The organism is Paucibacter aquatile (genome assembly GCF_002885975.1).
In the GTDB taxonomy this organism is placed as follows: Bacteria; Pseudomonadota; Gammaproteobacteria; order Burkholderiales; family Burkholderiaceae_C; genus Paucibacter_A; species Paucibacter_A aquatilis.
In genome coordinates this window covers 43,784-70,726 of the sequence record NZ_POSP01000003.1, presented here as the reverse complement: position 1 = coordinate 70,726, position 26,943 = coordinate 43,784, and the positions used below count along the sequence as shown (strand labels likewise).

The window sequence follows — 26,943 nt, the reverse complement described above, 5'->3', positions numbered from 1 at the left end:
GCCACCATGCCCATGCACGTGTGTACCGGCGCCCAGATGATGTGCTCCATGGGCGTGGCGCCCGCGGTGTTCAACGCCACGCCGAAGACGGTGATGACCAACAACATGATGGCCGGCAACATCATGGACCACGTCCCCATGCTCAACATCCCGGCCTTCGGCATGTGCCAGAGCATAGGCAATCCGTCGGTGGCCTCGGCCACCGCGGCGGCCCTGGGCGCGCTGACGCCCATGCCTTGCATCCCCAACACGACGGCGCCCTGGACCCCGGGTGCGCCGACGGTGCTGGTGCTGCAACAACCTGGGCTCGACAACACTTGCAAGCTGATGTGCAACTACGGCGGCGTCATCAGCTTTGTCAGCCCGGGCCAGACCAACGAGATGATTCCCTGAGTCCCTTCGGCTGAGGGGCCGACCGCCCGCAGCCCGGACCGAGACCGCCCCATTTTCAGGAACGAGAAATCTATGACATGGCATAACAAGGTGATGTGGACGGAGGGCATGTTCCTCCAGCCACAGCATTTCCAGCAGCAGGACCGCTACGTGGCCCGCCAGATCGACGGCCGCATCCAGGCCGCCTTGCCCTGGGCCTGGGGCTTCAGCCGCTTGCAGATCGATGAAGCGGCCTTGCTGCAGGGGCGGGTGGCCCTGCCCAGCGCGCGGGGCATCTTGCCGGACGGCCTGGTGTTTGACATCCCCGGCGATGATCCGGCTCCCCTGGCCTACGAGGTACCGGCCGATGTGCGCGACCAGGTCCTGGTGCTGGCCCTGCCGCTGTCGCGCCCGGGTGTGGCCGAGAGCGATGTGGAAGCGGCCGATGGCGCCATGCCGCCACGCTTTCGGGCCCTCGATCTCGATGCCGCCGACATCCACGCGGCCAGCCTGCGCGAGGCGCCGCTGCAGATCGGCCGCCTGAACCTGCGCCTGATGCTGGAGCGCGATGCGGGAGAGGGCTATGCGGTGCTGGGCCTGACACGCATCATCGAGCGCCGCGCCGATGGCCGCGTGGTGCTGGACAGCCAGTACGTCGCGCCCATGCTGCATGCGCCGGCCCATGCCGTGCTGGACAGCCATCTGCGCGAGGTGCAGGGCATGCTGCACCAGCGCGGTGAGGCATTGGCCGCCCGCCTGGCCCAGCCGGGCCGGGCCGGCGTCGGTGAGATCGCTGACTTTTTGCTGCTGCAGACCGTCAACCGCCAGCAAACCGTGTTCACCCACTTGCAGCGCCTGCCGGTGCTGCACCCCGAGCGCCTGTATGCCCAGTGCTTGGAGCTGGCCGGCGATCTGTCGACCTTCCGCGAGCAACGCCGGCCTCTGGCCTATCCGGCCTACCGGCACGAGGACCTGGCCAGCTGTTTTCGCGCGGTGATGACGGACCTGCGCCAGTCCCTGTCCATGGTGCTGGAGCAGACCGCCATCCCGATCGAGCTGCAAGACCGCAAGTTCGGCATTCGCGTCGCCCTGATCCCCGATCTGGAGTTGCAGCGCACGGCCAGCTTCGTGCTGGCCGTCAATGCGCAGATGCCAGGCGAGGCCTTGCGTTCGCGCTTCCCGGCCCAGATCAAGATCGGCCCGGCCGAGCGCATCCGTGACCTGGTCAATCTGCAGCTGCCCGGTGTGATGCTGCGGCCCATGCCGGTGGCACCGCGCCAGATCCCCTACAACGCGGGCTACACCTATTTCGAGCTGGAAACCCGGGGCAACGAGCTCTGGAAACAGCTCGAGACTTCGGGCGGCCTGGCCATTCACATTGCCGGCGACTTCCCGGGGCTGAGCCTGGAGTTCTGGGCCATCCGGAGTTGAGGACCTGTCATGAGCGAGAACGAGAACGACCCCTTTGCCGCGTTCGAGTCCGAGCGCACCATCATCAAGCCCAGTGCCGGGCGTGCCCGTGCCGGCGCATCGGCCGCGCCGGCGGGTGCGGATCGAGCCGCTGAGGCTGGCAGTTCGCCCCCCCTGGCGGCCGCCGCGCGCGCCGACGGCCCGGCTTCGACGCCGCTGCCCGAGCTGGGCGCCCAGGCCAGCCTGAATCCACTGGTTCATGCGGCCGCGCCCTTGCTGTCGGCGGCGCCACGCTTGCGCGCCATGCCGCGCCATCCCAACCCGCAAGCGCTGCGGGCCAGTCTGGTGGAGGCGATTCGCCAGTTCGAGCTCAGCGCCCAGCAACAGCAGCTGCCCAATGAGCAGCTGGTGGCCGGGCGCTATGTGCTGTGCACGCTGCTGGATGAATCCGCGTCGAGCACCCCCTGGGGCAGCGCCGGTGCCTGGGCTTCGCAAAGCCTGCTGGTGCAGTTCCACAACGAGAGCTGGGGCGGCGAGAAGGTCTTCCAGCTGCTGGCGCGTTTGATGGAAAGCCCGGCTCAGCACCGCAATCTGCTGGAGCTGATGTACCTGACCCTGTCCCTGGGTTTCGAAGGCCGCTACAAGGTGCTGGACAACGGCCGTGCCCAGCTGGACGCCATTCGCGAACGCCTGGCCCAGGTGCTGCGCCAGCTGAGCGGGCCGGTGGAGCCGACGCTGTCGCCGCATTGGCAAGGCGTGCCGCAGGCGCCGGCGCGGCTGCGTGATGGCATCTCGCCCTGGCTGGTGGCGGCGCTGAGTGCTTTTGGCCTGCTGCTGATCTTGCTGCTCCTGCGCCTGACCCTGGGCGCACAAACCGATGCGTCCTTCATGGCGCTGCAAGCGCTTCATGCCAAGGCTGAGGCCAAGCCCGCGGCCGCGATTGCGCCCGTGGCCGTGCCGCCGCGCCTGGCCCAGCTGCTGCGCAGCGACATCGAGGCCGGTGCGGTGCAGGTGCGCGACGAGGCCGATCGATCGGTGGTGACCGTCTTGGGTGACACCATGTTCGAGCCCGGCAGCGCCGATGTGGCCGCCCGGGCCACGCCTTTGTTCGGCCGCATTGCCGCGGCCCTGCAGCAGGTGCAGGGGCGCGTGGCCGTGGTGGGCCACTCCGACAACCAGGCCATCCGCTCGCTGCGTTTCCCCTCGAACTGGCATTTGTCGCTGGCGCGGGCGCAAAGCGTGCGTCAGCTGCTGGCCCAGACGGTCGAAGCCAGCCGCCTCGGCGCCGAAGGCCGTGCCGACAGCGAACCGGTGGCCGACAACGCCAGCGCCGAAGGCCGCGCGCGCAACCGCCGGGTCGACATCGTGCTGACGGTGGCGGCGCAGCCCTGAAGCGCCCAGGCCCCGACATGACCCGCCCGCGAACTTCCAAGAATTGCATCGCCGATCCTGCCCCGCGCCGGATGCGGCAAGAAAGTTACCCATGAAGCGATTTCTGCAATGGCTCCTGAGCCCCGCCGTGATGGGCACGCTGGCCCTCTTGCTGCTGTCGGCCGTGATCTGGTGGCTGGGCCCCTTGATCGCCATCGCCGGCGCCACGCCGCTGGGCGGCTGGCTGCCGCGTGCCGGCCTGCTGCTGCTGATCTGGCTGTGCTGGGGCGCGCGCCTGCTCTGGAAGGCCCACCAGCGCCGCAAGACCAATGCCGCCTTGCTGGCCGGCCTGGGCGCCGGCCCCTCGGCCGCTGACAAGGAAGCGCAGCTGCTGGCCCAGCGCTTTGCCGAGGCAGGCCAACGGCTGAGGGCCGCATCCAAGCGCAGCTGGTGGTCGGGCGAGCAGTATTTGTACGAGCTGCCCTGGTATGTGTTCGTCGGCGCGCCGGGCTCGGGCAAGACCACGGCCTTGATGAATGCCGGCTTGCAGTTCCTTTTGCGCGAAGGCAAGGAGGGCCAGAGCGCGGCCGTCAAAGGGGTGGGCGGCACGCGCAACTGCGAGTGGTGGTTCACCCAGGACGCCGTCTTGATCGACACCGCCGGCCGCTATGCCACGCAGGAGAGCGACCGGGAGGTGGACGCCAGCGCCTGGGACAACTTCCTCTCGCTGCTCAAGAAGACCCGCCCGCGCCAGCCCATCAACGGCGTGTTGCTGACGGTCAATGTGCAGGACCTGCTGCAGCAGGGTGCGGTCGAGCGCAAGCAGCACGCGGCCCAGCTGCGCGCGCGTCTGCAGGAGCTGCACAGCAAGCTCGGCGTGCGCGCCCCCGTCTATGTGCTGGTGACCAAGGCCGACCTGATCGGCGGATTCAACGAGAGCTTCGAGGGCCTGGGCAAGGAAGAGCGCGACCAGGTCTGGGGCTTCACCTTTGCGCATGAGGAAATGCCGTCCGGCGATCCGCTGGCCGATTTCGCTCGCTTCTACGGCGAGCTGCAGCAGCGCCTGGTGGCCCAGCTGCTGGGTCGGCTGGAGGCCGAGCGCGATCTGAGCCGCCGCCAGGCCATGCTGGCATTCCCGCAGGAGTTTGCGAGCCTGCAGCCGCTGCTGGCCGAGTTCCTGAACCAGGTGCTGGCCGGCGGTGGGCAGCTGGAGCAAACGCCGCGGCTGCGCGGGGTCTATTTCACCAGCGGCACGCAAGAGGGCTCGCCGATTGCGCGTGTCATGGGCGCGCTCGGCCGCTCGTTTGGTTTCGACGCGCGCGCTGCCGCGCCGGCTGGCGCCAAGGGCAAGAGCTTTTTCCTGAACCGTTTGCTGCGCGATGTGGTGTTCGCCGAACGCGGGCTCGGCGCAGTCAGCCAGGCAGCCACAGCCCGGCGCCGTTTGCTGCGCGGCGTGGCTTTCGCCGCCATCGGCTTGTTCAGCGTGAGCCTGCTGCTCGGGTGGGCGATCAGCCGATCGCGCAATCTGGACCATGCCGAGCTGGTGCAATCGCGTCTGCCGGCGCTGCAAGCGGCGGTGGATGCGCTGCCGGCCGCCAACAATGCCGATGTCAGCGCCTTGCCCGAGGTGCTGGCCCAGGTGCGCGATGCGGCGCACAGCGAGGCCTTCGACCTGAAGAACCCACCGCTGCTGCAAGGCCTGGGCCTGTACCAGGGCGACAAGCTCGACGCCGGCGCGCAGCAGGCCTATGGCCGCTTGCTCGAACAGCAGCTGATGCCGCGCCTGGCACGCCGTCTGGAGGAGCGCTTGCGCACCGCCTCGCGTGACAACCTGGAGCAGGCCTACGAGGCGCTCAAGAACTACCTGATGCTCTACCAAGCCGAGCAGCTGGACGCTGCCAGTCTCAAGGCCTGGATCGGTGTGGACTGGGACCAGAACTACGGCCGCATGGACCCGGCCCAGCGCCAGCTGCTGGATGCCCATCTCGAGGCCTTGCTCTCGCGCGGCCCCGTGCGGCCATCGGTGGCCATGGACGAGAGCCTGGTCGCCGGCGTGCGCGAGATGCTGGCGGCCTATCCGCTGGAGTACCGCGTCTACAGCCGCATCAAGCGCCAGTACCGCGCCGGCGATGTGCCGGAGTTCACCGTGGCCGCTGCGGCTGGCCCCAATGCCGCGCAGGTCTTTGTGCGCGCCAGCGGCGAGCCGCTGACCAAGGGCATCTCGGGCCTGTACACCAAGCAAGGCTACGAGAAGCTGGTGAAGTCGCAGGTGCAGAAATCCGCCCTGCGCCTGGCGCAGGAAGAGCCCTGGGTGCTGGGCATCAAGAGCGACCCGGCGCGACTCAAGGACCTGGCCGTGGGCACGCAACTCAGCGACAAGGTGCGCCGCCTCTACTTCGAGGACTACATCAAGACCTGGGACCGTTTCCTGGCCGATGTGCGCCTGGTCAAGCTGGCCGGGCTGGAGCGCAGCATTGCCGTGGCGCGCATCCTGTCGGCCGTCGATTCGCCCCTGGCCGCCTATTTGCGTGGCGTCAGCGCCGAGACCCGCCTGGTGCCGCCCGCTGGTGGCGGCAATGCGCTGGACAAGCTGGCCAATCAGGCCAAGAGCGATGCGGCCGCCCTGGCCGGCGCCGCGCCTGCCGACGCCGCCGGCGGGGCAGGGCCGCTGGAGCGCATGGTGGACGACCATTTCGCGGGCATCCATCGCCAGATCAGCGGCCAGCCCGCGCCCATCGATGACACGCTCAAGATGTTCAACGAGCTCTACACCCAGCTGAGCGCGGTCGACGCGGCGCAAAAGAGCAAGTCGCCGCCTCCGCCGGGCGGCGGAGCGGAGCGCATCAAGACCATGGCCGGGCAGCAGCCCGAGCCCATCCGCTCCATGCTGGAGCAGCTGGCCGATGCCGGCGCCAACCAGAGCCGCGGGGCCGAGATCCAAGGCCTGTCGGCCGAGCTCAAACCCATCTCCGAGTTCTGCGCCCGCGCCATCAATGGGCGCTACCCCTTCGCCAGCGGATCGCGGGCCGATGTGCTGCCGGAGGACTTCGGTCAGTTCTTCGGCGCGGCCGGTCTGATGGACGAGTTCTTCCAGCGCCGCCTGGCCACCCTGGTCGACACCACGACCCCCAGCTGGAGCTACAAGCCCTTGGGAGACGGCAGCAAGCCGGTGGCCGCCGCAGCCCTGGCCGAGTTCCAGCGCGCCAGCCGCATCCGCGAGGTGTTCTTCCGCAGCGGTGGCAAGCAAGCGGGCCTGAAGATCGAGCTGCGCCTGTCCGAGATCGACCCGGCCCTGAAAGAGCTGGTGATCGACAACGACGGCCAGATCCACAAGCTCAGCGCCGGGGGTGCCTCCATCACCTTGAACTGGCCCAGCAGCCGCGTGGCAGCGCAGATCAAGCTGAGCAGCGGCGCCCCGGGCGCGGCCGCGCCCATGTTGTTTGAAGGGCCCTGGGGCTTGTTCCGTCTGTTCGATCGCTTCGGCATCGAGCCCTCCAACGTGCCCGAGCGCTTCAGCGTGCCGGTGGTGATCGATGGGCGCAAAGCCAAGCTCGATGTCATTGCCGCCAGCGTCTTCAACCCCTTCCAGCTGCGGGAAATCAAGCAATTCCGTTGCCCGGCGGCGCTGTGAATCGGCGTGACACCCTGCCGGGCTGGTATGGCAAGCTGCCGGCCCTGGGTGACTTTGCCTCTCGTCGCATGGGGCCCGACCTGCTGGCCTGGTGGGACGCCTGGCTGGCCGAGGGCCTGCTGGATTTGCAAACGCAGCATCGCCTGCGGGGCAGCAACTGGCTGGAGGCCTACCTGGTCAGTCCCAGCTGGCAGTTTCTGCTGAGCCCGGCCTGCCTGCCGGGCGAGCTGGGGCATCAGGCCTGGATGGGCTGCCTCATGCCCTCGGTGGATCGGGTCGGTCGCTACTTTCCTTTTCTGGTCCTGCAGTCCTTGCCGGCCTTGCCGCGAAGCCTGGCCGCGTGGCGGGCGGTGCAGGCTCGTCTGCAGGCGCTGGACGCCTGCGCGGCCGACGCCCTGGAGCAGGACTGGGTGGTCGAGCAGGTCGAGGCCGAGCTGGAGGCCGCCCTGCGAAGCTCGGCCTGGCCCGATGCCTTGTGGAGCGATCCAGGCGATGCGCCTGCGGCCGCGGCCTCGCCGGGGCAATGGCTGGATGTCGCAGCCACGCCCGACCTGGCTTCAAGCGATCCGGTGCTGGACGCAGGCCTGCGGCTTTGGGCTCAAAGCCTGGCGTCATCCAGCCAGGCCCCGCGCTCCTACTGGCGCGCGCAGCCGGCCGGGCAGGCCGCGCGCTGGCGCGTGTGCGCCGGCATGCCCCAGCGCGCATCGGCGCTGCTTGGTGGTGAATGAGCCGAGCGGGCGGGGCAGCCGCTGAGGCCGGCCTGCTCGCGCCCCTCGTCGATCTCCTCAGGGCTGCTGACGAAAGCGTTCGCGCAGCGCTTGCAGCTGCGCCTCCGTCACGCCCAGGCTGCTGGCGTTGAAAGCACGCTGATCGGGCGTGTGCATCAGCAGGGCCTGGGTTTCGTTGACCATCAAGGCCTCGTTGCCCGGGTCGTAGTCCATGCTGGAGAGCAGGCTGCGGAAGCGGGCACGCTCAGCTTCGTTCAGGCCCTGTTGCCAGAACGCCCAGCAGCGGCGCTGGTAATCCGGGTTGGTGAAAAACTCGCCATGGCTGAGCTCATGCCGCAGGGTCGACTCACGGCGCAAGGCATCGACCTGCTCATCGCTGGGGGTGGCCGGGTCGTCCTGCTGCACGGCCGTGAAGCTGACCAGGGCCTGCGGGCTCGCCGTTGACGGGGCTGCAGCCGTGGCCGTCAGCAAGCCCTGCGCCTGCAGCAAGCTCTGCAGCTTGAGCTCCTGGGCATTGAGCTTCAGGCCCTGCACTTGGGCCTGGGCAAAAAAGCGCTGCAACTGCTCGGCGCTGTAGTCATGGCCGAAGTAGAAGGTCGCCACCGAATCGCCCGAACGGGCCAGCAGCCGCTGCATCTCGGCATCGCCCAAGACCGCGCCGCCAGCGCTGTGCTTCTTCTCGATGAAGGCCGCGGCGCGATTCAAGGCCAGGCCCTGCTCCAGCAGGCTGGGGAACTCCAGGATCAGGATCGCGGGCTTGTCGCGCAAGCGGGCGAGCTGCCATGCCGTACCCCGGCCATCGTGGGCCAGGATGTCCGCCAGGCTCAGCACTGGAACCGGCTCCTGCCTTGATGCTGTGGCGAGGGCCGGTGCCGCTGCCGAGGCTGCGCGGGCAGCTGGGGATGCAGGCTCCGCCGCCGCTGTTTCTTGGGGCGCGCCAGCCCCTGCGAGTGAGGCCCAGCGCTGATAGGCCAGGCCAGCGCTGATCGCCAGGATCAGACCCGCTGCGCCCCACATCAGCGCCTGACGCCGCGCACCGGCCCGGGGCAGCGCTGCGGGATGAACGGCTGCATCGGAAGCCCGGCCGCGCAGTGAAGGTGGGGGCGGTGAGGGTGTGGGAGTTACGGGTGAGGTCGTTGCAGTGGCGCTGAACGGCTGGGGTCGCTCAGCCTCTTCGGCCCTGGGACGCCGACGTCTGGGGCCGAGCCGCCGACGCGCGGGCGTGGCGGCCCCGGACTGCGAGGCTTCCGCCTCGGTCGATTTGAACGCTCTCAATCGCGAGCCGCCATCGCGTTCAATCGGCACAGGCAGGCTCCGCCCCTGGCAGAGGGCTTGGGTTCAGGGCATCCGGCCTGGGGCCGATGGCGCGGGCATCACACACGTTCGCTTCTTCGCTCGAAAGACCTGGATGGGTGGCTATGGCTTGCGCAATGGCGCCGCTCGGGCCTGGCCCTCGGGTGCCCGGACGGCGCAGCGTCGCCATGCGCCCCACACCATAGTCGGCCGCGCAGGGCGCGAACAGCGGCCATTCGCGTGCTTATTCACGACTGGGGTCTGGAGGCCCATGAGCGTCACTTTCGTCAATCAGAATTCACGACACACGCAAATGCGGGGAACAAGAGCAGGGGTCAGCCAGCACGCCATGAGCAGTGATAACTCCGATGACGATCGCACGGTCATCCGGCCTTTGAAGTCGCCACCCGCCGGCCCGGCGCCGACGTCTGGACTGGCCGATATGGCGACCTTGATCTCGCCCCAGGCCCCGGTGAGTGCTGCGGACTTGGCCGCGCGTGCACAGGCTCCGGCGCTGGCGCCGACCTCTCCATCTGCCTCCCCATCAGCCGCCAGCTCGCGGGCCCCCTCGGCATCGAGTGCGGGCGACAGCGGCAACGCCTTGCCCTTGGGCACCTACCTCGGGGAGTTCGAGCTGACCGGGGTGTTGGGGGAAGGGGGCTTTGGCATCGTCTACCTGGCCTGGGACCATTCCCTCGAGCGGCGCGTGGCCCTCAAGGAGTACATGCCCGCAGCCTTGTCGGCGCGCCTGGGCAACACCCAGGTTCAGGTCAAGTCCGAGCGCCACCGCGACACCTTCGAGGCGGGCCTCAAGAGCTTTGTGAACGAAGCCAAGCTGCTGGCTTCGTTCGACCATCCCTCCCTGGTCAAGGTCTACCGCTTCTGGGAAGCAAATGGCACGGCCTACATGGTCATGCCCTTCTACGAGGGCATCACGCTCAAGGACAAGCTGCGCGAGCTGGGCGAACCGCCCAGCGAAGCCTGGCTCATGGGCCTGCTCGCGCCCCTGACCGAGGCGCTGGCCGTGATCCACACGCAGAACTGCTTTCACCGCGACATCGCGCCTGACAACGTCATCCTGGTCGGTGAGCGTCAGAAGCCGCTGCTGCTCGATTTCGGCGCGGCACGCCGGGTCATCGGCGACATGACGCAGGCCCTGACCGTGATTCTCAAGCCCGGCTATGCCCCGGTGGAGCAGTACGCCGAGGCGCCCAATATGAAGCAGGGCCCCTGGACCGACGTCTATGCCCTGGCGGCATCGATGCATTTCGCCATCATGGGCCGCACGCCGCCCACCTCGGTCAGCCGCTTGATGAGCGACAGCTATGTGCCGCTGGAACAGGCAGCCGCTGGCCGCTACAGCCCGCAGTTCTTGCAGGCCCTGGACCGGGCCTTGCGCGTGCGGCCGGAGGACCGGACCGCGTCAATCGCCGCGCTGCGCCAGGACCTGGGCCTGCGCGCACTGAGCGGCCATGAGTCGGACCCTGACTCAGCGCCATCGGCACTGGACGATGGAACATCTGTTTCCGCTTCGGGCGCCGCGCGCGCCAAGGCCGCGCCCGTGAGCACGGCCGCCACAGCTGGCGCCGTACATGCGCCAGGCCTAACGGCTGCGGCGGACACAGGCGCCGGGGCTGGGCGCAAGCGTTGGTTGGCCCTGGGTGCAGCTTTGGGACTGGCGGGGCTGGGTCTCACGGCCTGGCTGGGCGGGCAGGGTGGGCCGGGCGCTGCACCCAAAGACAGCACTGCCGCGCTGTCGAGCGGTGCCTCGGCCGCCAGCGCGCCACCGAGCCTCACAGCTGCGCCGCCGAGCGAGGGCGCAGAAACCGCGTTGCCGCGCTTCGATCCCGCGCAAGCCTTTGAGGATGCGCTGCAGCGGCAAAGCCCGGGCTTTGCGGTGGAGGTTCGCCTGGCGCGCGAGCAGTTTGTGATCGGCAAGGATCGTCTGTCTTTCCGGATCAAGTCGGCTCGTGACGGGCATGTCCAGGTGCTGCTGCTGGGCCAGGATGGCTCCTTGCTGCAGTTCCTGCCGAATGCGCAGATTCCCCAACTCAAGGTCAAGGCGGGTCAGGAGTTGGAGCTGCCGCCCAAGTCCTGGCCGGTCGATGCGGCAGAGCCGCCGGGCCGCCAGGAGTTCCTGGTCATCGTCAGCGCCCAGCCGCGCGACTACAGCGCCCTGAGCAGCGAGCGCGAGGACGTGTTCTTGAAGCTGCCCACGGGCGAGCGGGCTTCGAGCCTGATGCGCGGTCTGGCTGCGGGCAGCCCGCCGTTTCTCCTGGGCCGCAGCGTGGGCTGCACGGTTCAGGCTTGCGATGACTACGGGGCCGCGCGCTTCCATGCCGATGTGGTGCGCTGAGGTGAGGAGATGGCCAATGCTTGAAACAAGGTGGGTGAAATGAGTGAGATCGAACAAGCGCGCGAGAAGATCGCGCTGTGGTCTGCGCCCTTGGCGGACGACAGTGCGCCTTGCGGCCCTGACCTCGAATACGACAACGACTTTCTGACTTTGAGCCGGGCAGCGGCCGGCAAACCGGAGTCGCAGTTCGGTCCGGCCGAGCCGCCCGCCTGGCGCGAGGTGATGGAGCTGTCGGAGGCGCTGCTGGAGCGCAGCCGCGACTTGCGCATTGCCATCCTCTGGATGCGCTCGCTGGTGCATCTGCAGGGCTATGCGAGCCTGGCCCCGGGGCTGGAATTGCTGCGCAGCATGATCGAAGCGCTGTGGGACCATGTGCACCCCTTGCCCGACCCTGACGATGGCGACCCCTATGCCCGCGTCAACGCCCTGACCTTGCTGCGCGAAGTCGAGGGCCTGATCGGAGACCTGCGCGAAGCGCGTCTGATCGAAGACCGCAGCATCGGCCTGGTGACGGGCCGACATGTGGAGGTGGCGCTGGGCTTGTCGCCGGCGCGCGAAGGTGAGGATGTGCTGAGCACCGCCGCCTTGAGCCAGATGGCCGCCGCCGCGGAGGCCAAGCGGCCCGGGCTGCGCGCCGCCTGCGAGGCCGCGCAGGAACAGCTGAAAGCGCTGCGCACTCTGCTGCTGGACAAGCTGGGGCACGAGCTCGCGCCCGATCTGCGCCCGCTGCAAAGCCTGGTGCAGGGAGTCTTCGGTACTTTTCCCGCAGAAGTGCACGATCCGGCAGGAGCGTCAGATACTTCCGACGATGGCGAGCAGTCCATGTCTTCAGGCGTTAGGACGCAGGAGCGGGGACTGTCCGGCAGTGTCAACTCGCGCGAGGATGCGCTGAAGGCCATCGCCATGGTTTGCGAGTATCTGGAGCGTGTCGAGCCCTCGAATCCCGCCCCCTTGTTTTTGCGTCGAGGCAGTGAATTGATCAACCAAAACTTCCTCCAGCTGGTGAAGATGTTGGCCCCCGATGCCTTGGCCGGCGTCGCTGGTTTGGTGGGCATTGACCCCTACAACACCGAAAACTCGTGATCCCCCCATTCGCGGCAAGCCTGAGACCCTGAAGCCGCGAATGTCTTGAATTTCTTCTACGTCGCACAGGAGCCTGGAATGAGTAGCAGCCAAAAGTTCATCGCCCGCAATCGCGCACCGCGGGTGCAGATCGAATATGACGTCGAGGTCTATGGCGCCGAGAAGAAGGTGCAGCTGCCCTTCGTCATGGGTGTGCTGGCAGATCTGTCGGGCAACCCGGCCGAGCCTCTGGCCCCGGTGGCCGATCGCAAGTTCCTGGAAGTCGATGTCGACAACTTCGATGCCCGCATGAAAGCCATGAAACCGCGCGTGGCGATTCAGGTGCCCAACACCCTGACCGGCGAAGGCAATCTGAGCGTGGACATCACGTTTGACAGCATGGATGACTTCTCGCCCGACGCGGTGGCCCGCAAGGTCGATTCGCTGAGCAAGCTGCTCGAAGCCCGCCAGCAACTGCAGAACCTGGTCACCTATATGGACGGCAAGGGCGGTGCCGAAGAGCTGATCGGCAAGCTGATGGCCGACCCGGCCCTGCTGGGCTCTCTGGCCGCCACCGCCAAGCCCAGCGACGCCTGAAGCACACGGCCACGACATCAAAGACACGAGTAGGAGAGAACGATATGGCAGAAACCCAAGCCTCCGCCGCGCTGGCTGGCGTCAGCTTCGAAGGCAGCGACCTGGCCTCCTTGCTGCAGAAGGAATTCAAGCCCAAGTCCGATGATGCCAAGGGCGCCGTCGAGCAGGCCGTGCAGACCCTGGCCCAGCAGGCCCTGGCCCAGACGCAGCTGATCGGCAGCGATGTGGTGTCCTCGATCGAGGCCATGATTGCCGCCATCGACAAGAAGCTGTCCGATCAGATCAATCTGATCCTGCACCACCAGGAGTTCCAGAAGCTTGAGGGTGCCTGGCGTGGTCTGCACTACATGGTGAACAACACCGAGACCGACGAGTCGCTGAAGATCCGCGTGATGAATGTGTCCAAGGCCGAGCTCGGCAAGACGCTCAAGCGCTACAAGGGCACCAACTGGGACCAGAGCCCGATCTTCAAGAAGATCTACTCCGAAGAGTTCAGCCAGTTTGGTGGCGAGCCCTTCGGCTGCCTGGTGGGCGACTACCACTTTGACCAAAGCGCGCCCGATGTGGAGTTGCTGTCGGAAATGGCCAAGATCGCCGCTGCGGCCCATGCGCCCTTCATCACCGGAGGTTCGCCCACGCTGCTGCAAATGGACTCCTGGCAGGAGCTCGCCAACCCGCGCGACCTGACCAAGATCTTCTCCACGCCCGACTACGCCGCCTGGCGCTCGCTGCGTGAATCGGAAGACTCCAAGTACATCGGCCTGGCCATGCCGCGCTTCCTCTCGCGCCTGCCTTACGGTGCCAAGACCAACCCGGTCGAAGCCTTCGATTTCGAGGAAGACACCGGTTCGGCCGACCACGGCAAGTACACCTGGGCCAACGCCGCCTACGCCATGGCCACCAACATCAACCGCTCCTTCAAGGAAAGCGGCTGGTGCACACGCATCCGCGGCATTGAATCGGGCGGCGCCGTGCAGAACCTGCCCACCCACACCTTCCCGACCGATGACGGTGGTGTGGACATGAAGTGCCCGACCGAGATCGCGATCGAAGACCGCCGCGAGGCCGAGCTGGCCAAGAACGGCTTCATGCCCCTGGTGCACCGCAAGAACAGCGACTTCGCCGCCTTCATCGGCGCCCAGTCTCTGCACAAGCCGGCCGAGTACGACGACCCGGACGCCACCGCCAACGCCAACCTGGCTGCGCGCCTGCCTTACCTCTTTGCCACCTGCCGTTTCGCGCACTACCTGAAGTGCATCGTGCGCGACAAGATCGGCTCCTTCAAGGAACGCGAAGAAGTGCAGCGCTGGCTGTCGCAGTGGATCACCCAGTACGTCGACGGCGATCCGGCCCGTTCCTCGGAAGAGTACAAGGCCAGCCATCCGCTGTCGGCCGCCGAGGTGGTGGTGGAAGAAGACCCGAGCAACCCGGGCTATTACAGCTCGAAGTTCTATCTGCGTCCGCACTACCAGCTCGAAGGCCTGACCGTGTCGCTGCGGCTGGTGTCCAAGCTGCCTTCGGCCAAGGCCGGTTGAGCGGCTTGATCCATTGCCCGGCTCGGCGTCGGCGCTGAGCCTTCACTTCATCACTGGGTCACCCAGTTTTTAACCGCCCCCGAACGGGCACAAAGGAGATTCCCATGGCTGTTGACATGTTTCTGGTTCTTGACGGTATCAAGGGCGAGTCGAGGGACAAGAAGTATGCAGGTGAGATCGACATCCTGGCTTGGAGCTGGGGCGTTTCGAACAGCGGCACCGCCCACCAGGGTGGCGGCGCTGGCGCGGGCAAGGCCAACTTCCAGGACATCTCGATCACCAAGTACATCGACAAGGCTTCGCACGCCCTGCTCGATGGCTGCGCAACCGGCAAGCACATCAAGAAGGCCAAGTTGGTCGTTCGCAAGGCTGGCGACAAGCCGCTTGAGTACCTCATCATCGAGCTGGAAGAAATCCTGGTGACCTCGGTCAGCACCGGTGGTTCGGGCGGCGAGGACCGACTGACGGAGAACATCTCCCTGAACTTCGCCAAGGTGAAGTTCTCCTACGTCCCGCAGAAGGCGGACGGCACCGGCGACACACCGCTGCCCTTCACCTACAACATCGCCGAAAACTCCAAGTAATTGGAGCTCGCAGGGCCGGCGCCGCTGCACAGCAAGCGTCGGCCCGCTTCCCTCTCGGGTGGTGCGGCGCCAAGCGAGGGCTTTGTGCCTGGCAGGTGCAGGCATAAGCGCACAGCGAGCCGCGCCAGATTTCACCCGAAGGACACCCGACCCAGGCCCCGCGCCGCCGTGCTGAGGCGGTGTGCTGATCTCTCCCGAATGTTTGATTGCTGAGCCGTCGTCTCTGCATTGCTCGGCTCCAAATCTGACCCGAATTCCCCGCGCTGTCCTGCTCCAAGGCGAACGGAAACCTCATATGGCTCACCCATCTCCCGCCGAACAAGCCCTCAAAGACGGCGATGCCCTGGCGGCTCTCAAGCTATTGAGCGAGCAGATTCGCAGCCAGCCGCAAGACGCCAAGCTGCGTGTGTTTCTGTTCCAGCTCCTGTGTGTGAGCGGGCAGTGGCAGCGCGCCCTGAACCAGCTCAATGTGGCGCTGGAGCTGGATGCCGGCATGTTGCCCATGGTGCAGACCTACCGCGAGGCCATCGCCTGCGAGGCACTGCGCATGAAGGTGTTTGCCGGCGAAAAAGTGCCCATGCTCTTTGGTGAGCCGGAAACCTGGGTGGCTTTGCTGATCGAGGCCTTGCTGCGTGAAGGGCAGGGCGACGTGGCCGCCGGACAAGCACTGCGCGCTCAGGCCCTGGAGCAGGCTCCGGCCAGCGCTGGCAGCATCAATGAGCAGCCCTTCAGCTGGATCGCCGATGGCGACAGCCGCCTCGGCCCGGTGATCGAAGCCATCATCAACGGCAAGTACTACTGGCTGCCCTGGAACCGGCTGGCGCGTGTGGAGATCGATCCACCACAGGACTTGCGCGATGCCATCTGGATGCCCGCGCACTTCATGTTCACCAACGGCGGCGAAGTCGTGGGCCTGATCCCCACGCGCTACCCCGATACCGACCTGGCGGCCGGCGATGCCCTGGCCTTGTCGCGGGCCACGGAATGGCGCGAGCGAGGCCCGGACAGCTATATCGGCCTGGGTCAGCGACTCTGGTCCACCGACGGCGAAGAGTTCGCGCTGATGGATGTGCGGACCGTGGTCGTGCACGAATCCGCGGACGACAGCGCAGCGCCTCCGGCGCCGGCCAGCGCCTGACACACGCACACGAGCTTGTTGCCATGGCCCAGTTGCGCGCCCGAGACCGGCTCCAGCCCGCACTGCTGGACCGCCTGACTGACGACGAACCGCTGTCGCAGGTGGAAAGCTCTGAGTCGCGCGTGATCGGTCGCAGCCAGCTGCGCGAGATGGTCTTGCGTGACCTGGCCTGGTTGTTCAATGCAAGCTCACCCAGCGCGCACATCGACTGGCTGGGCGCCGAGCAAGCGCGCAAATCGGTGCTCAGTTTTGGCCTTCCGCCGCTCTCGGGCAGCAGCGTCTCCAATGTCGACCTGCTCCAGCTGCAGCAGAACGTGCGCCAGGCCATCCTTGACCATGAGCCGCGCATCCTGCCCGAGACCCTGGTCGTCGAAGCCGTGGTCTCGGCCCAGCAGCTGGACCACCACAACCAGATCGGCTTTCGCATCGCCGGCCAGCTCTGGGCTCAACCCGTGCCCCTGGAGCTGCTGCTGAAGACCGACATCGATCTCGAAACCGGCCGGGTCGCCGTGCGCGAACTGGACCGCTGAAGAAGCCTGGCCATGGATCCCCGCCTGCTCCGCTACTACAACGAAGAACTGCGCCATCTGCGCGAGATGGGCGGCGAGTTTGCCCAGCAGTTTCCCAAGATCGCCGCCCGCCTGGGCCTGGAAGGCCTGGAGGTCACCGACCCCTATGTCGAGCGACTGCTGGAGGGCTTCGCCTTCCTGGCCGGCCGCATCCAGCTCAAGCTCGACGCCGAGTTCCCGCGTTTCACCCAGGCCCTGCTGGAAATCATCTACCCGCAGTTCCTGGCGCCGACGCCGTCCATGCTGATCGCCAAGCTGACGCCCGACCTCAAGGACCCCAGCCTGGCCACCGGTCTGCGCCTGGAGCGCGGCAGCGTGATGCAAAGCCAGCCGGGCAAAAGCGGCCTCACGGCCTGCGAGTTCCGCACCGCCCATGCGCTGACGATGTGGCCGCTGGAGATCGGTCAGGTCGAGTATTTTCAGCAGGCGGCGGACTTGCCCCTGGCGTCTGTGCCCGAATGGCGCAAATACCGTTCGGGCTTGCGCATCCGTCTGCGCTGCACGGCAGAGACCGATTTTTCCAAGCTGAGCCTCGACAACCTGCGCCTGCATTGCGCAGGGCTGGATGACACGGCATTTCGCCTGCACGAGCTGATTTGCGGCCATGCGCTGGGCGTGTTTGTGCTGCCAACGCAGCGCTCCGCCGCCTGGTTCGAAACCCTGGATGCGGAGTGCCTGAGCCCGGCGGGCTTCGAGGACGACGAGGCCTTGCTGCCCCAGACCTTGCAAGGTTTCCAGGGCTACCGTTTGCTGCAGGAGTACTTTGCTCTGCCGCAGCGCTTCCTGTTCTTTGACATTCACGAGCTCGGCGATGCCTTGCGCTCGCACAGCGAGCAGGAGGTGGACATCGTCATCCTGTTCTCGCGCGCTGACAATGCCCTGCTGCAGTCCGTCGATGCCGAGAGTCTGGCCTTGCACTGCGTGCCGGCCGTCAATTTGCTGGAGCGCCGCTGCGATCGCATCCAGGCACAAGCCGGCGAGTTCGAGTACCACGTGGTGCCCGATCGAACCCGGCCGATGGACTACGAGGTGCATTCGATTCTCGAGGTCAATGGCTACGGCGAGAGCGGTGTGTCCAAAGGGGGCGCCTCGGACTGGCAGTTCCTGCCGCTTTACAACGCCTTCCACACCGAAAGCCGCAAGCACCCCGCCTACTACTCGGTGCAACGCCAGCCGCGCCTGCTCTCGCAGCACCAGACCCGCGAAGGCCCGCGCACAAGCTACATCGGCAGCGAGGTCTACATCTCGGTGGTGGACCCCAAGGAGGCGCCGTTTCCGGCCGAGCTGCGTCAGCTTTCAGTGCGGGCGCTTTGCACCAACCGCGATCTGCCCATCCTCATGCCCACCGGCCAGGCCAAGGGAGACCTGACCCTGCATCAGACCGCGCCGGTCAAGATGATCCAGGTGATCAAGGGGCCGTCGCGGCCACAGACCGCCATGCGTGAAGGCAATGTGGCCTGGAAGCTGATCAACCAGCTCTCGCTGAACCACCTGTCGCTGACCGACACCGATGCCCAGCAAGGCGCCGCCGCGCTGCGCCAGATCCTGCATCTGTATGCGGCCAGCGGCGATGCCGCCGCGCAGCGGCAGATCGAGGGCGTGCGCTCGGTGAGCTTGTCGTCCGTGGTGCGTCGTCTGCCCATGGCCGGCCCCATCACCTTCGGCCGCGGTGTCGATGTGAAGGTGGAGATCGACGACCACGCGTTCGAAGGCGGCAGCGCTTTCCTGCTGGGCCTGGTGTTGGAGCGTTATGTGGCGCGCCATGTCTCGCTCAACGGCTTCACCCAGCTGCGCCTGCACTCGCCGGCGCGCGGCGACATCTTGCAAGGCCGCCCCCGCGTGGGCGCCCGGGCCATTCTCTGAAGCCCGCCATGAACGCGCCACAAGCCCATCGCCGTGCCGACCCGATTGCGGACATTGCGGCGGCACCGCATCGCTATGACTTCTTCCAGGCGCTGCGCCTGATCGATGCCTACCATCAAGACCTGCCGGGTTTGGGCACAGCCAAGCGCCCCGTGGACGAGCCGCTGCGTCTCGGACAGAACACCAGCCTGGCGTTCTCGCCCAGCAGCCTTCATGCACTGAATTTGCAGGACCGCAGCGGCCGCCCGCGCCTGGAGGTGAACTTCTTTGGACTCTTCGGCCCCAACGGCCCCTTGCCCCTGCACCTGACGGCCTATGCGCATGAGCGCAAGCTGCACAAGGGCGACGAAACCTTCGCGCGCTTCGCCGATCTCTTCCATCACCGCCTGCTGCTGCTGTTCTACCGCGCCTGGGCCCAGGGCAAGCCCACCGTCAACCTCGATCGCCCCAAGGACGATCGTTTTGCCGGCTTTGTCGGCGCCTTGATGGGCGTGGGTGGCGAAGCCTGGCAGGGGCGCGACGCGGCGCCCGACCATGCCCGCCTGGCCCATGCCCAGGTGCAGGCGCGCCAGGCCCGCAATGCCGACGGCCTGAGCCAGCTGCTCAGTGCCTATCTGGGCATGCAGGCGCGCGTCGAGCAGTTCGTGGGGCGCTGGATGCCGCTGCAGGCGCAGGAGCGCACCCGCCTGCAACGCCAAAGCCGCAAGGGCGCCTCGCGCCGCCATTCGACCCACCAGCTTGGCGTCAGTGCCGTGCTGGGCCGCGCGGTGTATGACCGCCAGCATCATTTCCGCATCCACATCGGCCCGCTGGATCTGCCGGCCTTCGAGGCCTTGCTGCCTGTGGGATCGGCCCTGCCGGCGCTGCAGGCCCTGGTGCACCAGTACATCGGCCTGGAGTACGCCTGGGACCTGGCCCTGACCCTCAAGCCTGAGCAGGTGCCCGCATGCCGGTTGGGCCGCAACAGCCGGCTGGGCTGGACCAGTTGGTTGGGGCGCCCACTGGCGCGCGCCGAGCCGGCCGTGCTTCGTCTTCAACCCAGGTCGAGCCCGCTGTAGCGGCGCTGCTCGACTTGATTCATCCGACCACGTTTCGTCTTCTTCTTTCCTACCAGTCAAAGGATTCACCATGGCGGACATCAACCGCGTGACCCTCTTCGGCAAGTTGAACAGCACCGCCTACAAAGCGGTTGAGGGCGCCACCGTCTTCTGCAAGCTGCGCGGCAACCCCTATGTCGAGCTGGAGCACTGGATTGCGCAGATCCTGCAGCTCGCCGACTCGGACTGGCACCGCATCATCAAGTTCGGTGAGCTCGACACCGCCGCCCTGGCCAAAGACTTGACGGCCGCGCTCGACCGCCTGCCGCGTGGCGCCACCAGCATCTCGGACATTGCCGAAAACATCGCGGATTCCATCGAGCGCGGCTGGGTCTACGGCACCCTGCTGTACGGCGACAACACCGTGCGAACCGGCTATGTGCTGGTGGGCATGCTCAAGACCAAGACCCTGCGCAATGCGCTGATCGCCATCAGCCGCCAGTTCGAGAAGCTCAAGGTGGAAGACCTGAGCGACCGCCTGGCCCAGGTGCTGGCCGGTTCGCCCGAGGAAGGGCAGGGCGCCACCGACGGCTCCTCCGCCGCAGGCAGCAGCCCCGGCGAGGAGAGCGGTGCCATGGCGCCGGCGGCCATGGGCAAGCAGGAAGCCTTGAAGAAGTTCACCGTCGACCTGACCGAGCAAGCGCGCAACGGCAAGATGGACCCCATCGTCGGCCGCGATGACGAAATCCGCCAGGTGGTGGACATCCTGATGCGCCGCCGCCAGAACAACCCCATCCTGGTCGGCGAGGCCGGCGTGGGCAAGACGGCCGTGGTCGAAGGCTTTGCCCAGCGCATTGCCCGTGGCGATGTGCCGCCCAGCCTCAAGGAGGTGGAGCTGCGCGCGCTCGACGTGGGCCTGCTGCAGGCCGGCGCCAGCATGAAGGGCGAGTTCGAGCAGCGACTGCGCTCCGTCATCGACGAGGTGCAAGCCAGCCCCAAGCCCATCATCCTGTTCATCGACGAAACCCACACCCTGGTCGGCGCCGGCGGCGCGGCCGGCACGGGCGACGCGGCCAATCTGCTGAAGCCGGCCCTGGCGCGCGGCACCCTGCGCACCATCGGCGCCACCACCTTTGCCGAGTACAAAAAGCACATCGAAAAAGACCCGGCCCTGACCCGCCGCTTCCAGACCGTGCAGGTGGACGAACCCGACGAACCCAAGGCCATCCTGATGATGCGCGGCGTGGCCAGCACCATGGAAAAGCACCACCAGGTGCAGATCCTCGATGAAGCGCTGGAAGCCGCCGTCAAGCTCAGCCACCGCTACATCCCGGCCCGCCAGCTGCCCGACAAGAGCGTCAGCCTGCTGGACACCGCCTGCGCACGCGTGGCCGTGAGCTTGCATGCCACGCCCGCCGAGGTGGACGACAGCCGCAAGCGCATCGAAGCGCTGGAAGTGGAGCTGGGCATCATCGCCCGCGAGAAGGCCATTGGCATCGCCATCGGCAAGCGCGAGGAAGAGGCGTCGCTCGCCCTGGCCGAAGAGCGCGCTCGCCTGGCCGCGCTGGACCTGCGCTGGGGCGAAGAAAAAGCCCTGGTCGACCAGCTGCTGGATCTGCGCGCCAAGCTGCGCGCCGGCATCCGCCCGGTCGAGGGCACGGGCAGCAAGCTGGAGGCCGATGCCGCCGCGGAAGCCGCAGCCGAAGGCCTGACCGACAGCGACCGCGAAGCCGAGCGCCAAGGCCTGTTGACACAGCTAAACGCCGTGCAGGAAAAGCTGGCCGCGCTGCAAGGCGAGAACCCGCTGATCCTGCCCACGGTGGACTACCAGGCCGTGGCCGCGGTGGTGGGCGACTGGACCGGCATCCCGGTTGGCCGCATGGCCCGCAACGAGATCGAGACAATTCTCAAGGTGGCCGAGCATCTGGGCCAGCGCGTGATCGGCCAGGACCACGCGATGGAGATGATCGCCAAGCGCATCCAGACCAGCCGCGCCGGCCTGGACAACCCAAGCAAGCCGATTGGCGTCTTCATGCTGGCCGGCACCTCGGGCGTGGGCAAGACCGAGACGGCCCTGGCCTTGGCCGAAGCGCTCTACGGCGGTGAGCAAAACCTCATCACCATCAATATGAGCGAGTACCAGGAAGCCCACACGGTCAGCACGCTCAAGGGAGCGCCCCCGGGATACGTGGGCTATGGCGAAGGCGGCGTGCTGACAGAAGCCGTGCGCCGCAAGCCCTACAGCGTGGTGCTGCTCGACGAGGTGGAAAAAGCCCACCCAGACGTGCATGAGATGTTCTTCCAGGTCTTCGACAAAGGCTTTATGGAAGACGGTGAAGGCCGCTTCATCGACTTCAAGAACACGCTGATCCTGCTGACCACCAACGCCGGCACCGACCTGATCGCCGGGCTGTGCAAAGACCCGGACCTGATGCCCGATCCCGAGGGCATGGCCAAGGCTTTGCGCGAGCCGCTGCTGAAGATCTTCCCGCCCGCGCTGCTGGGACGGCTGGTTGCGATTCCCTATTACCCGCTGTCCGACGAAATGCTGGGGCAGATCGTTCGCCTGCAGCTGAACCGCATCAAAAAGCGGGTGGAGGCGCGCTACAAGATTCCGTTCGAGTATTCCGACGAGGTGGTGAAACTGGTGGTTTCGCGTTGCACGGAATCTGAATCTGGTGGGCGGATGATTGATGCGATTCTGACCAACACCATGCTGCCGGATATTTCGCGACAGTTTCTGACTCAAATGATGGAGGGGCACCCAATTCTCGGCGTGAAGGTCGGAGTGGATGCCGGTCAGTTCCGCTACGAGTTCTAGTTCTATTCACACACGGCGCCAGTCGCCTCAGTGAATCCCACGCACAATTCGAGAAAGTCAGTCATGACCTACCGTTACGTTTCTTCTCTGGGTGAAGACAAACGCATCAGCGAAATTGTCTTTGCAGGCAGCCATGATGCGTCCATCACCAGTGGATCCTCAAATGCCCAGACCCAATCTTTGGATATTGCCATGCAGGCCAAGGCTGGCGTGCGCTTGTTTGACTTGCGAATCGCTGCAAAGCGACACAGTGATGGGTCAGCGTCGCTTGTTGGCTATCACGGATCCACATTCAGCGACAAAACCAAAACCCTGACCAGCAAGATCAGCGGCCAAACCCACAGCCTTGAAACCAGCAAGCGCATCATGGGCGAGTATGGTTTGAAGCTTTCGGACATGCTGCGGGATGCTCGTCGGTTTGTGGAAACCACGGGCGAATTCTTGATTTTCAAGTTCGACAAGTGCAGCAACTACAAACTTATTGCAGAGTACTGCATCAACATCCTCGAGGACAATATCTTCAAAGCAAGCGATGGGCAGGAATTCGCAAAACTGCAGTTGAGCGACCTTTCCAAAAAAGTGGTATGCGTATTCAATGACAAGGCGTTGGCGGAAGCCAGCCCCTATACGCATCGCGACGGCATACTCGGATTCCGCAGCCTTCGTGGCGAGAAGAATAGTGTGGGCCAATACGACGCGAATTACACGGGCTTGCAGTATTACGGCAAAGGTGGGACCAAGGCCTGGAAGATCTGGAAATCGAACGAGAAGAAGATCCAGGAAAACGAAAGCACTCAGCGAAAGATGCTGCTGGCCATGGCACGACAGGCGGATGACTGGGCCGGAGATGTCCTGGGAATGATGTATTGGACCTCAACCGGTTCGGTCACCAGCATCGCCGATCGCAACAAGGAGATGTGGGGTACGACAGGTGTCAGGCGGATGCACGAGCTGTGGTATGAAGGCCTGGAAGCCTCCATTTCGACGCAAATGGAGCGTGACCGTATCAGGGCCCTGGAGTTTGGCGGAGTTCGCCGTGTCAAAGCGTACTTTCCAAACATCATCATGATCGACTTCGCCGATGCCGGAAAATGCGAATCCATCATCGAGTTGAATACGGTGGTGGACTACCGTTTGGCAAAAGCCTATGACAAGTATGTATCCGGCAAACCCAACCGTTCATTCTTCTAACCGAGGAATCTTCTGTGATCAGAATCTACATTCTTCTAGAGCGAATGCAAAGCTAGGCCATTCTGACAATGAGTTCTATTTATTCATAAAGACAAACTGACAAGCCGGAGCCTAGGCCATGAAGAATAGCGCTGCAGACGCGAGCAACAGTTGCTTTGCAGGTCCGGTGAAAATGGCCCGTAGCCTTTTTGTTATGGTCTGTCTGTTTACTCAAGGAATCGCCATGGCGAACAGCTCCCCACTAGTCATCTTTTCGCAGGTCAAGGGCACCGTCCTGGAGCAAGGGCGGGCCGTGGTGGGGGCCGTGATCGAGCGCCAGGTTGAATGGAATGACGAGAAATCGACCGACCGTGCCAAAACTGCGGCGGATGGCAGCTTCGTGCTGCCCGCCTTGACCCGCAAGGCCTCGCTTCTGGATCGTTTGCTTCCTAGCGAACCCATGGTCAAGCAGACCATCCTGATCCTCCACGAGGGCAAGAGCTACAAGGCCTGGTACTTCTTCAAGCGCAATTACAAGGACAACGGCGAACTGGATGGCCGCCCGATCCAAATGGTGTGCAGGTTAGAGCGAGAACCCGCGAAACACGGTGAGGTGTTTGGCATCTGCGAGTTGCAGTGATTTGACGGCTTGTTCGAGCGAGTCTTTCGGAGGGGCGACATGACACAGACACTCTCACCGCAGCAAGCGGCGGCCATCGCCAGTGGGGTTTACAAGCTGCAGCACACCACGCTGGAGGAACTGGCGGCGAATCAGCAGGATCTCGGCTGCGAGGGCTTTTTCCAGACTCGCGGCGCTGGCTATTTGAAGGGTTATTCCGGAGCCCTGCGCTGGAAGCAGTTGTCCGGATTTGGCTACGTCGCCGAAGGAGAACCTGGCACGCCGTTCGAAGCCCATGTGCTGGTCGCAACGCGCGGAACTTTGGGCGCCAAGACGGGGCCAGACTGGATCAGCAACTACAACATCGGCATTCAGCTCGGACCCAGCGGCTTGCCGGTGCATGCCGGCTTCCACGAGATCTGGAAAACCTTCTCGAGAAAGCTGCTGGAGTTTCTCGATGGGCGACGCCCTCGGCATGTGCATTGCGTGGGGCACAGTCTTGGCGGTGCCCTGGCTTCGCTCAACGCGGACAGTTTGACCGACAGGCATGTGGCACCGGTGTCGCTCTACACCTTTGGCGCCCCGCGGGTCGGCGACGGCGTTTTCGCACGCTCGCTGACGCGCAGACTGCAGGCGGACAGTGCACCCCGTGTCTACCGCGTCTATCACGCATCGGACCCGGTTCCGATGATTCCCTTGTTCCCCTTTTGGCACATGCCTTTTGGCCGCGCCGGCCTGCAGATCAGCAATTCCATCAGCGGGCTGATCAATGCAGACGCCCACAGCATGGCCGACAGCTACATCAAAGGCGTGGGTGCAAACAAGAGCTGGGCAGATCTGGAAGGCGACGCGATGGCGTATGGCTCAGAGGCTGCTCAAGTCAAGAGCTGGCTGGAAACCGCGGCTCAAGGCAAGGGCAGCTTTTTGATGGGTTCGGCCCATCTGCTCACCATGATCAGCCGCGCGCTGGTTTGGCTGATGAAACAGGCAGGCAAGCTCATGCTGCATGCCGTGGGCGGTGCTCTGGTGGCGGGGGCCACGGTGCTGGACCAACTCGCCTGGGGCTTGTCGCAGGGTGCTGCGCTGTCCAAGGAACTGGGCGTGCACATCAAGGCCCTGATCAGCGCCATCTGGGCTTTTCTCGGACGCAAAGCCATGCAAATGGCCGAGTTGACGGTGGCCTTTTTGCGCTGGGTGTTGGGCCTGCTTTACAGCTCGGTTCGCGCCGTCGCGCAGCGGGCCATGGCATTCCTAGAGTAAGAGAGTAATCAAGCAAGGGTTGCTTGCGAGCCCAATGGCGAAGTCAAACCGGAGTCGAGTCTGAATCCAACCCAGCCAACCCGCCGGCCGGCTCTGCGATCGACTGAAACCGCATCACCGTCACCGCATGCTGGTTTCGGTGGCTCAGCAACGGCATCAAACCCGCGTCCAAGATCACTTGAGCCGCTCTCTCGCTGAGATAGGTTTCGGCGCAGGCTTGCAGCTCCTTTTCGCCATCGCGCTCGTAGGTGAAGCTCGGCAGATCAGCCAGTTCGCTTTCATCGCCGGGCTCGAAGTCCCAGCCCTGTTGACGGAAGGCTCGGGCCATGAGCAGGGCGGTCACCAAGGAGGAGGGCCCCCAGAGCAGGTGCTCATGCTCGGGCACTCCGGCCGGGAGTTCCTCAAAAGCAAAGGCCGTGATGGGGTCGCTGCGGCGGCCGTAGGGTGCGCGCAAGAGCAGGCGAGGGGCCGAGAGGCCGATCCAGGGTGCCAGTTCAGCGCTGCGGCGCAAGCGCTGCCAGCCCGTCAAGGCAGAGGGTTCGGCCAGTGCCAAGTCCATGTCGGCCGCGGCCAGGAATGGGCCGTCGGCCTTGGAGGCGAGCACGCCCAGCGCGGCCAGCAGGCCGATGTCGGTGTCCGAGGGGCCAAAACTGAAAAGCCCGACGAGCAGGCTCCAGGCCTGCGCATCCGGCGCGCCGTGGTTTCGCTCGACGAGGGCGCGAAACAGGCCGGTGCGCGGGACATCGCCCTGCGCCGCGACCAGATCGGCGAGCATCTCTTCGCGGCTGACATCAAAGAGATGCAGCTGCAGTTGTTCATCCAGTTCGAGCTGGGACAGCAGCAAGTGCAGACCGCGCCAGGCGGACTCGATGGCTTGGAATTCAGGCGCATGCAGCAGCTGACGCATCTGCTCGGCAATCGCCAGATCGACCGACGCCAGCAGCGCCGCTTGCTGCGCCCCATGGTCAGGCACGACATGGGGTGCGACGATCTGGCGGATGAAGGCATCGATGCCGGCGGGCGCTGCTTGAGCGGCAGCCGGCGTTCCTGTGTGACGAGCGGCGCCCCCCGGCCGGCCGCCCAGCAGGCCGGACAGCAGATCGCCAGCAGCCTCTGCTGGCACGGCGCCTGCCCGCGAATCAGCCTTTGCTGAGTTCATCCCCAGCTCTGCCGCGGCTTGCGCAAACTGCGCCGGGTCCTGCAAACGCCGGCGCAGCTCGCGCAGGGAAGCGAAAACAGGCACCCGCGCGAACAAGCTGTCGGGATGGAAGTCGTCGATGTCCTGGGCCTCGAAAGCGGTGGCACCGACCCGCACGCTGGGCGCCAGGCGGCGCATCAGTTCAGGCAGGGTGTCCACGTCCACCCGATGGGTCGGCCGTGTCGCCAGACTGGCAGCAGCCGCTACACCTTGGCGCCCGCTGAAGTTGCCGATCAGGAGGATGCGCATGGGCTGCGCCTGCGCAGCGCCTCGCCCTGCGGGGCCGGAGCCAGTGGGTCTGATCGCGAAGTTGAATTCCATTGATCCCG

At 65.6% G+C, this 26,943-nt stretch carries 20 protein-coding genes; 18 read left to right on the top strand and 2 right to left on the bottom strand.

Annotated features, from left to right (window positions below; genetic code table 11):
- Positions 1 to 6: 6 nt before the first annotated feature.
- The 5 genes from C1O66_RS03755 to tagF all read left to right on the top strand — a co-directional run bounded on the left by C1O66_RS03755 (position 7) and on the right by tagF (position 7,512).
- Positions 7 to 393 (top strand): DUF4280 domain-containing protein, encoded by a 387-nt coding sequence (locus C1O66_RS03755; protein ID WP_102766667.1) that lies wholly within the window; start codon positions 7 to 9, stop codon positions 391 to 393.
- 72 nt (positions 394 to 465) lie between these two features.
- Positions 466 to 1,803, top strand: a complete 1,338-nt coding sequence (tssK, locus tag C1O66_RS03750) for a type VI secretion system baseplate subunit TssK (RefSeq protein ID WP_102766666.1) — start codon at positions 466 to 468, stop codon at positions 1,801 to 1,803.
- Positions 1,804 to 1,812: 9 nt separating this feature from the next.
- Positions 1,813 to 3,174 (top strand): DotU family type VI secretion system protein, encoded by a 1,362-nt coding sequence (locus tag C1O66_RS03745; protein ID WP_102766665.1) that lies wholly within the window; start codon positions 1,813 to 1,815, stop codon positions 3,172 to 3,174.
- A gap of 91 nt (positions 3,175 to 3,265) precedes the next feature.
- Positions 3,266 to 6,784: a type VI secretion system membrane subunit TssM gene (gene tssM, locus C1O66_RS03740; RefSeq protein ID WP_102766664.1), complete on the top strand. Its 3,519-nt coding sequence runs from the start codon at positions 3,266 to 3,268 to the stop codon at positions 6,782 to 6,784.
- Positions 6,781 to 7,512, top strand: a complete 732-nt coding sequence (gene tagF, locus C1O66_RS03735; protein WP_165794458.1) for a type VI secretion system-associated protein TagF — start codon at positions 6,781 to 6,783, stop codon at positions 7,510 to 7,512. The genes tssM and tagF overlap by 4 nt, the downstream gene beginning before the upstream one ends.
- A gap of 57 nt (positions 7,513 to 7,569) precedes the next feature.
- Here the strand turns inward: tagF and C1O66_RS03730 are convergent, their stop codons facing one another.
- Positions 7,570 to 8,343 carry a hypothetical protein gene (locus tag C1O66_RS03730; protein ID WP_102766662.1) on the bottom strand — a complete coding sequence of 258 codons (774 nt, stop codon included), beginning with the start codon at positions 8,341 to 8,343 and terminating at the stop codon, positions 7,570 to 7,572.
- Positions 8,344 to 9,154: 811 nt separating this feature from the next.
- On the opposite strand from C1O66_RS03730, the gene C1O66_RS03725 reads away from it, so the two are divergent.
- The 13 genes from C1O66_RS03725 (at position 9,155) to C1O66_RS03665 (ending at position 25,416) form a co-directional block, all read left to right on the top strand.
- Complete coding sequence (locus C1O66_RS03725; RefSeq protein ID WP_165794457.1) at positions 9,155 to 11,161, top strand: serine/threonine-protein kinase; 2,007 nt, start codon at positions 9,155 to 9,157, stop codon at positions 11,159 to 11,161.
- Between the two features lie 39 nt (positions 11,162 to 11,200).
- Complete coding sequence (gene tssA / locus C1O66_RS03720; RefSeq protein WP_102766660.1) at positions 11,201 to 12,244, top strand: type VI secretion system protein TssA; 1,044 nt, start codon at positions 11,201 to 11,203, stop codon at positions 12,242 to 12,244.
- Positions 12,245 to 12,322: 78 nt separating this feature from the next.
- A complete protein-coding gene (gene tssB, locus C1O66_RS03715; RefSeq protein WP_102766659.1) occupies positions 12,323 to 12,820 on the top strand; it encodes a type VI secretion system contractile sheath small subunit in 498 nt (165 codons plus the stop codon).
- A gap of 44 nt (positions 12,821 to 12,864) precedes the next feature.
- Positions 12,865 to 14,355, top strand: coding sequence for a type VI secretion system contractile sheath large subunit (gene tssC, locus C1O66_RS03710; protein ID WP_102766658.1), 1,491 nt, complete (start codon positions 12,865 to 12,867; stop codon positions 14,353 to 14,355).
- A gap of 104 nt (positions 14,356 to 14,459) precedes the next feature.
- The gene (locus C1O66_RS03705) at positions 14,460 to 14,939 is read left to right on the top strand and encodes an Hcp family type VI secretion system effector (RefSeq protein WP_102766657.1); all 480 of its coding nucleotides are present in this window, start codon (positions 14,460 to 14,462) and stop codon (positions 14,937 to 14,939) included.
- A gap of 295 nt (positions 14,940 to 15,234) precedes the next feature.
- Entirely contained in the window at positions 15,235 to 16,077 is an 843-nt protein-coding gene (locus C1O66_RS03700) for a type VI secretion system accessory protein TagJ (protein ID WP_102766656.1), read from the top strand.
- A gap of 23 nt (positions 16,078 to 16,100) precedes the next feature.
- Entirely contained in the window at positions 16,101 to 16,607 is a 507-nt protein-coding gene (tssE, locus tag C1O66_RS03695; protein ID WP_102766655.1) for a type VI secretion system baseplate subunit TssE, read from the top strand.
- Between the two features lie 12 nt (positions 16,608 to 16,619).
- On the top strand, positions 16,620 to 18,509 hold the full coding sequence (tssF, locus tag C1O66_RS03690; RefSeq protein WP_102766654.1) for a type VI secretion system baseplate subunit TssF: 1,890 nt from the start codon (positions 16,620 to 16,622) through the stop codon (positions 18,507 to 18,509).
- Positions 18,510 to 18,517: 8 nt separating this feature from the next.
- Positions 18,518 to 19,567 carry a type VI secretion system baseplate subunit TssG gene (gene tssG, locus C1O66_RS03685; protein ID WP_102766653.1) on the top strand — a complete coding sequence of 350 codons (1,050 nt, stop codon included), beginning with the start codon at positions 18,518 to 18,520 and terminating at the stop codon, positions 19,565 to 19,567.
- Positions 19,568 to 19,637: 70 nt separating this feature from the next.
- Positions 19,638 to 22,367, top strand: a complete 2,730-nt coding sequence (gene tssH, locus C1O66_RS03680) for a type VI secretion system ATPase TssH (protein ID WP_102766652.1) — start codon at positions 19,638 to 19,640, stop codon at positions 22,365 to 22,367.
- A gap of 63 nt (positions 22,368 to 22,430) precedes the next feature.
- A complete protein-coding gene (locus C1O66_RS03675; protein WP_133155090.1) occupies positions 22,431 to 23,558 on the top strand; it encodes a PI-PLC domain-containing protein in 1,128 nt (375 codons plus the stop codon).
- Positions 23,559 to 23,676: 118 nt separating this feature from the next.
- Positions 23,677 to 24,177, top strand: a complete 501-nt coding sequence (locus C1O66_RS03670; RefSeq protein WP_207795896.1) for a carboxypeptidase regulatory-like domain-containing protein — start codon at positions 23,677 to 23,679, stop codon at positions 24,175 to 24,177.
- Between the two features lie 39 nt (positions 24,178 to 24,216).
- Positions 24,217 to 25,416, top strand: coding sequence for a lipase family protein (locus C1O66_RS03665; protein ID WP_102766650.1), 1,200 nt, complete (start codon positions 24,217 to 24,219; stop codon positions 25,414 to 25,416).
- A gap of 43 nt (positions 25,417 to 25,459) precedes the next feature.
- Here C1O66_RS03665 and C1O66_RS03660 read toward each other — a convergent pair whose 3' ends face one another.
- Positions 25,460 to 26,863, bottom strand: coding sequence for a type VI secretion system contractile sheath domain-containing protein (locus tag C1O66_RS03660; protein WP_165794456.1), 1,404 nt, complete (start codon positions 26,861 to 26,863; stop codon positions 25,460 to 25,462).
- Positions 26,864 to 26,943: the final 80 nt, after the last annotated feature.